The sequence below is a fragment of the Mesorhizobium sp. M7A.F.Ca.CA.004.04.2.1 genome, from assembly GCF_004022825.1.
In the GTDB taxonomy this organism is placed as follows: domain Bacteria; phylum Pseudomonadota; class Alphaproteobacteria; order Rhizobiales; family Rhizobiaceae; genus Mesorhizobium.
In genome coordinates this window covers 1-8,406 of the sequence record NZ_RZPH01000167.1, presented here as the reverse complement: position 1 = coordinate 8,406, position 8,406 = coordinate 1, and the positions used below count along the sequence as shown (strand labels likewise).

Annotated in this window: 8 protein-coding genes and 1 pseudogene; all 9 read left to right on the top strand. The window is 63.5% G+C overall.

The genetic code is table 11. The features are described 5' to 3' along the window. Positions 1–368 (top strand): annotated as a pseudogene (locus tag EN893_RS10405) (NAD(P)(+) transhydrogenase (Re/Si-specific) subunit alpha); the annotation flags it as partial. Beyond that, complete coding sequence (locus EN893_RS10400; RefSeq protein ID WP_189522886.1) at positions 365–793, top strand: proton-translocating transhydrogenase family protein; 429 nt, start codon at positions 365–367, stop codon at positions 791–793. The pseudogene EN893_RS10405 and the gene EN893_RS10400, both read left to right, overlap by 4 nt. Positions 794–799: 6 nt before the next feature. Then, positions 800–2,197, top strand: a complete 1,398-nt coding sequence (locus EN893_RS10395; protein ID WP_127267393.1) for an NAD(P)(+) transhydrogenase (Re/Si-specific) subunit beta — start codon at positions 800–802, stop codon at positions 2,195–2,197. Between the two features lie 462 nt (positions 2,198–2,659). Then, complete coding sequence (locus EN893_RS39135) at positions 2,660–2,995, top strand: ATP-binding cassette domain-containing protein (protein ID WP_236383427.1); 336 nt, start codon at positions 2,660–2,662, stop codon at positions 2,993–2,995. Between the two features lie 63 nt (positions 2,996–3,058). After that, on the top strand, positions 3,059–4,594 hold the full coding sequence (locus EN893_RS10385) for a sugar ABC transporter ATP-binding protein (RefSeq protein WP_127267392.1): 1,536 nt from the start codon (positions 3,059–3,061) through the stop codon (positions 4,592–4,594). After that, positions 4,591–5,583, top strand: a complete 993-nt coding sequence (locus EN893_RS10380) for an ABC transporter permease (RefSeq protein WP_127267391.1) — start codon at positions 4,591–4,593, stop codon at positions 5,581–5,583. Before EN893_RS10385 ends, EN893_RS10380 begins: the two co-directional genes overlap by 4 nt. Continuing rightward, positions 5,580–6,608, top strand: coding sequence for an ABC transporter permease (locus EN893_RS10375; protein ID WP_127267390.1), 1,029 nt, complete (start codon positions 5,580–5,582; stop codon positions 6,606–6,608). The genes EN893_RS10380 and EN893_RS10375 overlap by 4 nt, the downstream gene beginning before the upstream one ends. A gap of 102 nt (positions 6,609–6,710) precedes the next feature. Then, positions 6,711–7,931: a sugar ABC transporter substrate-binding protein gene (locus EN893_RS10370; RefSeq protein ID WP_127271662.1), complete on the top strand. Its 1,221-nt coding sequence runs from the start codon at positions 6,711–6,713 to the stop codon at positions 7,929–7,931. Between the two features lie 65 nt (positions 7,932–7,996). Further along, on the top strand, positions 7,997–8,406 hold a 410-nt coding region (locus tag EN893_RS10365; protein WP_206640100.1), incomplete at its 3' end, for a histidinol dehydrogenase.

Sequence of the window (8,406 nt, the reverse complement as noted above, 5' to 3'; positions counted from 1 at the left end):
CCGGCAAGGTCGTCACCACCGCCAACAACGTCAAGATTGTCGGCCATCTCAATGTGCCCGGCCGCATCGCGGCGTCGGCATCGCTGCTTTATGCCCGGAACCTCTTCGCCTTCCTCGAAACGCTGGTCGACAAGACGACGAAAACGCTTGCCATCAACCGGGACGACGATCTGGTCAAGGCAACGATGCTGACTAACGGCGGCAAGATCGTGCATCCGTCCTTCGCCAAGCCCGACCAGCAGCCTTATGTCGAACCGGCGGCGATCCCGGCCACAACCATGGTTGCCGACGCTTCGCCCAAGAAAGCCGCGCCCAAGAAACCGGCCGCATCCAAGTCGCCCTCGTCGAAGCCGAAAGGGATCGCGTGATGGATCAGACCCTGCAGAAAGCCCTCGACCAGCTCGACCAGGCCTCCGCCGCGGTTCGGCTGGCAGTGCACAATCTGGCGACCGCGCCTGGTGGTGCCGACGCGGCGGGTGATGCCGCGCATGCGCTGTCCGGCGGTGCCATCGATCCCTTCGTCTTCCGCTTCGCCATCTTCGTGCTGGCGATCTTCGTCGGCTATTACGTCGTCTGGTCGGTGACCCCCGCACTGCATACGCCGCTGATGGCCGTCACCAACGCCATCTCTTCGGTCATCGTCGTCGGCGCGCTGCTTGCCGTCGGCATCGCCGCCTCCGGCATTGCCGCGGGCTTCGGCTTCGTCGCGCTGATGCTGGTGTCGGTCAACATCTTCGGCGGCTTCCTCGTCACCCAGCGCATGCTGGCCATGTACAAGAAGAAGGACAAGTAGAGCGCCATGAACGCCAACTTCGCGTCCTTCCTCTACCTCGTCTCCGGCGTCCTGTTCATCATGGCGCTGCGCGGCCTGTCGCATCCGACCACCAGCCGCCAGGGCAATCTCTACGGCATGATCGGCATGGGCATCGCCATCGCCACCACATTGGCGCTGGCAACCCCCTCGGCCGGCCGCTTCGGCCTGATCGTGCTCGGCCTGGCCATTGGCGGCAGCGTCGGCGCCGTCACCGCGCGCCGCATCGCCATGACCTCGATGCCGCAGCTGGTCGCCGCCTTCCACTCGCTGGTCGGCCTCGCTGCCGTCATGGTGGCGGCCGCCGCCATCTATGCGCCGGAAAGCTTCGGCATCGGCACGGATGGCGACATCCACGCCCAGGCGCTGATCGAGATGAGCCTTGGCGTCGCCATCGGCGCCATCACTTTCACCGGCTCGGTCATCGCCTTCCTGAAGCTCGATGGCCGCATGTCCGGCAAGCCGATCATGATCGGCGGCCGCCACTTCATCAACGCGGCACTTGCCATCGCGCTCGTCGTCCTGATCGTGCTGCTGGTCACCACCGAGTCCAAACTGGTCTTCTGGTTGATCGTTGCGGCCTCGCTGGTGCTCGGCATCCTGCTGATCATCCCGATCGGCGGCGCCGACATGCCGGTCGTCGTCTCGATGCTCAACTCCTATTCGGGCTGGGCGGCGGCCGCACTCGGCTTCACGCTCGGCAATCTGGCGCTGATCATCACCGGTGCGCTGGTCGGCTCGTCCGGCGCGATCCTGTCTTACATCATGTGCAAGGGCATGAACCGAAGCTTCATCTCGGTCATTCTCGGCGGCTTCGGCGGCGAGACGGCAGCGGCCGCCGATGACGGCATCGAACGCACGGTCAAGCAGGGTTCCGCCGACGATGCCGCCTACCTGATGATGAACGCCCAGAAAGTCATCATCGTGCCGGGCTACGGCATGGCGGTTGCCCAGGCGCAGCATGCGCTGCGCGAAATGGCCGACAAGCTCAAGGCCAATGGCGTCGACGTCAAATATGCCATCCACCCGGTCGCCGGCCGCATGCCCGGCCACATGAACGTGCTGCTCGCCGAAGCCAATGTGCCCTATGACGAGGTGTTCGAACTCGAGGACATCAACTCCGAATTCGCGCAGGCCGATGTCGCCTATGTCATCGGCGCCAACGACGTCACCAACCCGTCCGCGCGCGACGACAAGTCGTCGCCGATCTACGGCATGCCGATCCTCGACGTCGACAAGGCCCGCACCTGCCTGTTCGTTAAGCGCTCGCTCGGCTCCGGCTATGCCGGCATCGACAACACGCTGTTCTACAAGGACGGCACCATGATGCTGCTCGGCGATGCCAAGAAGATGACTGAAGAGATCGTCAAGGCGATGGATCACTGATGGGATCAGGGCTGGGACACGCCTCATTGTGTACCCGGATTATCTTGCTGTTTTGCTTCGAGACGAATTCTCAATTCAGATGGCCACCATCAGCGAATGTCGGTGTCGGTGGTTGCGCCTCCAGGTCCGCCCGGCGCCTAAGGCTTCTCGGTGCTGCGCTAGGTCAACTCGTGGCGCAAAGGAGAGGCGAGGGGCGGAGACAACGTGTTGTCGGTGCGCGATCTTGCCGTGCCACCGAAGCTTTCAGGTGTCTCGTTCGATCCCGAGGCGAGGCGAGGTGCTGGGTTTCGCCGGCCTGCTCGGCTCGGGCCGCACCGAACTGCTGGGGGCGATCGGTGGGGTCGATACGGTGCGTGCCGGTACGGTCTTGCTCGATCAAAAGAACATCACCAGTGCCTCGTATGGCGAGAGAGTCAAAAGCGGAATCGGGATGAGCCTGAAAGTCGCAAGGAGGATGGCATCTTGCCGCTACTCGGCGTTGACGAGAACACCGTCGCCACCGACTTCTCGAGAGTGGCGGTGAACGGCGTGATCTCGGCATCACGCATGGCAGACGCGGCGGGCGATATCATTCGTCGTATCGGCATCAAGACGGCGCGGATCGACACGCCGGTCGGCACATTGTCGGGCGGCAACCAGCAGAAAGTGGTGATTGGGCGCTGGGTCTATGCCGGCAGCCGAATTCTGTTGCTCGATGAGCCGACCCGCGGTGTCGATGTCGAAGCGAAGTCGCAAACTATGCCGTCGAGCGAGATGCGGCCGCCAAATACCCGGTTGACAACGAATATCGGTTTATGAAAGGGTGAGAACGTTCTCAGAGAACGTTCTCACTGCAGTTGCGACCTTACCTTGGGAGGAGGGATGAGCACCGACGAGACCCCTCTAGCCGTTCGCATCGCCAAGATTGCGAAGTCTTACGGACCGACAGTCGCGCTCGATTCCGTTTCCATTGACCTGCGTCCGGGTGAAGTCCATGCACTGCTGGGCGAGAACGGCGCCGGCAAGTCGACGCTTGTCAAGATCCTCAGCGGCGTGGTGAAGCCGGACAGCGGATCGCTGTCGATCTTTGGCGCGCCCTATGCGCCGCACGACATCGTCGGTGCGCGGGCGCAGGGCGTGGCGACGGCCTTCCAGGAACTCAGCCTGCTGCCCAACCTCAGCATCGCCGAGAATCTGATGCTGCCGAAAATGCCCAGGGGCATGCTCGGTCTCGCGTCGCATCGCACGGCGATAGCCTCCGCTCGAAAGACGCTTAAGGATTATGGTTTGGCGTATTTCGATCCTGACACGCCCGTGGGTGTGCTCTCGCTGTCGGACCGTCAGCGGCTCGAAATCGTCCGTGCTTTCACCCACGCTTCGAAATTATTGATCCTCGACGAGCCGACGGCCGCGCTGGCCGACGTCGAATGGCTGTTCGAGCTGGTGCGGCGGCAAAAATCCTTGCAGACCGCAATCCTTTATATTTCCCATCGCCTCGGGGAAGTACGCAGCTTGTGCTCGCGTGCCACTATACTGCGCAACGGCCGCAGCATCGGCACCGTCGAGCTTTCGGGCGCCTCGGACGAGAACATCTTCGAGATGATGGTCGGCCGCAGCGCGCGTGAAACGGTCAACACATTGCCCGTAGCAGGTGATGCCGCGCCCATCGCGCTGAGCGTCAAAGGCCTTTCGGGCGGCATCCTGAACGAGGTGTCGTTCAATGTCAGGCAGGGCGAGATCGTCGGCATCGCCGCGCTTGAAGGTCAAGGGCAGCGCGACCTGTTCAGGACACTGGTCGGCCTTGCCAAGGCGAAGGGCGGAAGCATCGAGATCGACGGCGTGCGCGCTCATATCGGCAGCCCAGGCGACGCGCTCTATTTTGGCAACGGCCTTGCCTACCTGCCTGAGGATCGCAAATCGGAAGGTATCCTCGGCGGCCTTACCACGGCCAGCAACATGGTGCTGCCGATCATTTCCCGCATTGCGCAGGGCGGCATCGTCTGGCCCGCCGGCGAGCGTCGCGCCGCGAGGAAAACCGCCGCGGCGGTCGACCTTCAGGAGCGCTACCTGCATTTCAAGATCGACGAGCTTTCGGGTGGCAACCAGCAGAAGGCGCTTCTGGCGCGCGTCATGATGACCGGCGCGCGCACCTTGCTGCTCTTCGATCCCACGCGCGGGGTCGATGTCGGCACCAAGCAGTCGATCTACGAGGCGATTCGCAAATTCGCCGCCGACGGCGGCTCGGTGCTCTTCTATTCATCCGAACTGCCGGAACTCGTCCATCTCGCGCATCGCTGTATCGTGCTCTACGGCGGCCGCATCTTTGCCGAATATCAGGGCGACGCCATCGACGAGCAGACCATCGTCGGCGCGCTGATCGGCCACGCTCGGAGTGCGGCGAAGGGAGTGGCTGCATGAGCGCGATCGCGGCAAATCCAGCGCCTCGCCGCTCGCCTTTCTGGCGCGCCGTCATCAGCGGCACCGGTATCGTCGCGCTGATCTACGTCCTGCTCTACGCGCTCTACGCGTTCTGGCAGCCCGATGCGCTCTCGGTCTACACATTCACCGACCTCGTCAACAATTCGACGCCGCTGGCGCTGGCGGCGGCGGGCGAGACGCTGGTCGTCATCAGTCGCGGCTTTGACCTGTCAGTCGCGGGCGTCGTCTCGCTGACCAACGTGCTGATGGCCGTCTATCCGCTCGACGGCCCGGGCGGAGCGCTGATCAGCCTGCTGATGTGCTGCGCGATCGGCGCCATCGTCGGCATGATCAACGGCATTCTGGTTGCCAGGCTCGGGCTCCAGACCATCGCGGCGACGCTCGGCACGATGATCATCTGCCAGGGGCTGGCGCTCGTCATCCTCGACGCGCCCGGCGGCATGGTCTCCGACTTTGTCACCTACACCTTGACCGACACGCTCTTCGGTGTCGTTCCGATTGCCGGTCTGTTCCTGGTTGCCGCCGCCGTGCTGTGGCTGGCCTTCCGGCGAACGAACACCGGCATCGGCCTTTATGCGATCGGCGCCGACGAGCAGTCGGCCCGTTACTCCGGCGTGGCCGTATCGGGCGTGCGCATCACTGCCTTCGTCGGCGCTGGCATCCTTTATGGCGTCGCCGGCTTCATGCTGAGCGCCCAGACCGCGACCGGCAATCCGACGGCGGGCACTCCATTCCTGGTGCTCACCTTTGCCGCCGTGGCGCTTGGCGGCACACCGCTCAGCGGTGGCCGCGGCAGCCTTATCGGCTCGATCCTCGGCGCCGGCACGCTCATGCTTTTGCAGAAAGTGCTGTTCTCGGGCGGTGTGTCGTCTTTCTACACCGGCATCTTCCAGGGCTTCGTGCTGGTGCTCGCGATCGTCTTCGGCAACGCGGTGGCGCGCCTGCTCAAGAAGGACGACGCCCGGTGAACGCGCATAAGGACATGGCGATGCCTTTCGACGCCTCTTCCGACCAGCGCGGCAGGCAGAAGCTGGACCGCGAAACGGTGAACACACTTGTCGTGTTCGGACTGAGCATCGTGCTCGTGTTGTGCTCGCGCTTCATCAGCCCGGCGCTCGGCTCCTGGAGCCAGGTTCTCACAGTGCTGATCCTTGCATCCTTCCTGATCATCCTTTCCTTTGGGCAGGGGCTTGTCATCCTGATCGGCGGACTGGATCTGTCGATACCCGCGCTCATCACGCTCGGCGGCGTTTTGACGACGAACTGGATCGGCACGAACGACGCCGGCATCTGGTACATGCTGCCGGCCATCCTGCTCATCTGTGCCCTGGTCGGCGCGGTGAGCGGCGTCGGTATCGTCTGGCTAAAGGTGCCGCCTTTCATCATGACGATGGCGACGTCGATCGTCATCGCCTCCGCGGCGCTCGGCTATACTAGCGGCACGCCGCGCGGCGGTTCGCCATCGGCCCTGTTATGGCTGATGAAGGCGTGGTTTCTCGGCGTGCCGGTGGTCATCTACTTCACCCTCGCCTTCATCCTGCTCGGCTGGCTGCTGCAGAACTTCACCGCGCTAGGACGTCGGCTTCGCGCGCTCGGCACCAACAGGAACGCCGCGCTCATCGCCGGCGTCAACGTCAACCGGCTCGAACTCATGCCCTATGCGATCAGCGCCGTTTGCGCCGGCTTCGTCGGCATGATGCTGGTCGGCTACTCTAACGGCGCGACGCTCAGGATGGGCGACAGCTACATGCTGCCCTCGATAGCCGCCGTCGTGATCGGCGGCTCCTCGATCCTCGGTGGCGGCGGAACCTTCATCGGTACGGTCGGCGGCGCAATCCTTCTGACCACGCTCGGCATGATGATCTCGGCCATCGGGCTCAGCGAGGGATGGCGCACCATCATCGAGGGCGCGATCATCGTCGGGGCGCTGCTGGTGCTGCGGGGCGAGTTCCTGACCCACATCGGAAATCGGTTGCTGACGCGAAGGAAATGACCATGCGCCTGCGTGTGATACTTTTTGTCCAATTGTGAGAACGTTCTCACAAGCTCTGGTCCGGCACCTGAAAGGGCCAAATCCAAAGGGAGGTTGATGGAAATGAAGCTGTTAAGAAGACTGGGACTGGCCGCGTCGCTGACGCTTGCCACAACTGCGGGCGTTGCGACGGTCATCGACCATGCCGACGCGCAGGACAAGAAGCTCAAGGTCTATCTGTCGCTGAGCTACAGCGGCAATTCCTGGCAGTCGGAGGCCGCGAACATCGTCAAGGCGCTGGCGCAGACGCCGCCTTACGACAAGACCGTGGAGCTGAAGGAGGTCATCTCCGGCACCGATCCGCAGGCGCAGATCTCGGCCTATGAGAGCATGATCCAGGATGGCGCCGACGGCATCATCAGCTTCCCGATCTCGTCGACGGCGCTGAACCGCACCATCCATCGCGGCTGCCAGAAGGGCGTGCTCTTCTTTATGTATGACGCGACGGTGACCGAACCCTGCGCCTACAACGTCAGCTACATCACCGCTGGTTTCGGCGAGAACAGCGCCCAGGCGCTGGTCAACATCCTCGGCGGCAAGGGCAACATCTTCCTGAGCCGTGGCGTTCCGGGCAACTCGGTCGATAAGCGCCACACCGACGGCGCGATGCACATCTTCAACCAGTATCCCGGCATCAAGGTGGTCGCGGAATACTATTCCTACTGGGATGACCGCACCACGCAGCAGGAGACGGCCAAGGCGCTCGCCGCGCATCCGGACGTCGACGGCATCTGGGCCCAGGCCGGCGAATACGGTGCGATCCAAGCGCAGCTCGACAAGGGCAACAAGCTCGTGCCGATGACCGGCGAGAACTCCGACGGCTTCCGCCTCGGCCTTGCCGATCCGAAGATGCAGGGCATGGGTCTCAAAGGCGTCTCGGCCGGCTCGCCGCCCGCCACCTCCGGCTACGCCTTCAAGCTGATGATGGAGATCCTGACCAAGAAGCGCGACCTGAAGCCGATGAACATCGAGTACCCGCTGCCCTGGGTGCCGGCTGATCAGGTCAAGCCTTGCAAGGGCGACACCTTCGCCGACGGCTGCAACGTGTTCCCGTCCGACAAGGTGCCCTCATCCTTCGTCACCGAGGTCTTCAATCCCGAGCTTCTGCCGGAACTGTCGCTACAGTCGGCGCTCGAGGGCAAGCCGACGCCCGGAGCGGCCATCCAGCCGCTGCCGGCGGATGTGAAGCAGGCGCCCGACGCGCCCGGCATCAACTGCTCGTCGTGCAAGGCCCCGGCCGACGAATACAAGCTCACCAAGATCGAGCCGACGGTGAAGCCCTGACGACCAGCAATGCGATCGATGGACGGCACCCTGCCGTCCATCCCACCCAAGACAAGGATGAGAACATGCCGACCTTTCTGAAGCGGGGCAGAGATCCCGAGGCTGTCGCCCAGGGCGACGCGGTTGTCCGAACGACCGTCGAGACGATCCTCGCCGATATCGAGAAGCGGGGCGACGCCGCCGTCCGGGAACTGTCGGAGCGTTTCGACAGATGGTCGCCGCAGAGCTTCCGGCTGACCGACAGCGATATTGAACAGGCCATCTCCAAAGTCTCGGCAAGGGATCTGGAGGACATTCGCTTCGCCCAGGCGCAGGTCCGCAATTTCGCCGAGAAGCAGCGCGCCTGCCTGCAGGATCTCGAGGTGGAAACGCTGCCGGGTGTCGTCCTTGGCCACAAGAACATTCCCGTCGACACGGTCGGCTGCTACGTGCCGGGCGGCAAATATCCGATGGTCGCCTCCGCGCACATGAGCGT

What these genes read in the sequence shown, in the direction of transcription:
- EN893_RS10395 (WP_127267393.1), top strand. Translation starts at nt 800, where the DNA reads ATGAACGCCAACTTCGCGTCCTTCCTCTACCTCGTCTCCGGCGTCCTG.
- EN893_RS10385 (WP_127267392.1), top strand. Translation starts at nt 3,059, where the DNA reads ATGAGCACCGACGAGACCCCTCTAGCCGTTCGCATCGCCAAGATTGCG.
- EN893_RS10380 (WP_127267391.1), top strand. Translation starts at nt 4,591, where the DNA reads ATGAGCGCGATCGCGGCAAATCCAGCGCCTCGCCGCTCGCCTTTCTGG.
- EN893_RS10370 (WP_127271662.1), top strand. Translation starts at nt 6,711, where the DNA reads ATGAAGCTGTTAAGAAGACTGGGACTGGCCGCGTCGCTGACGCTTGCC.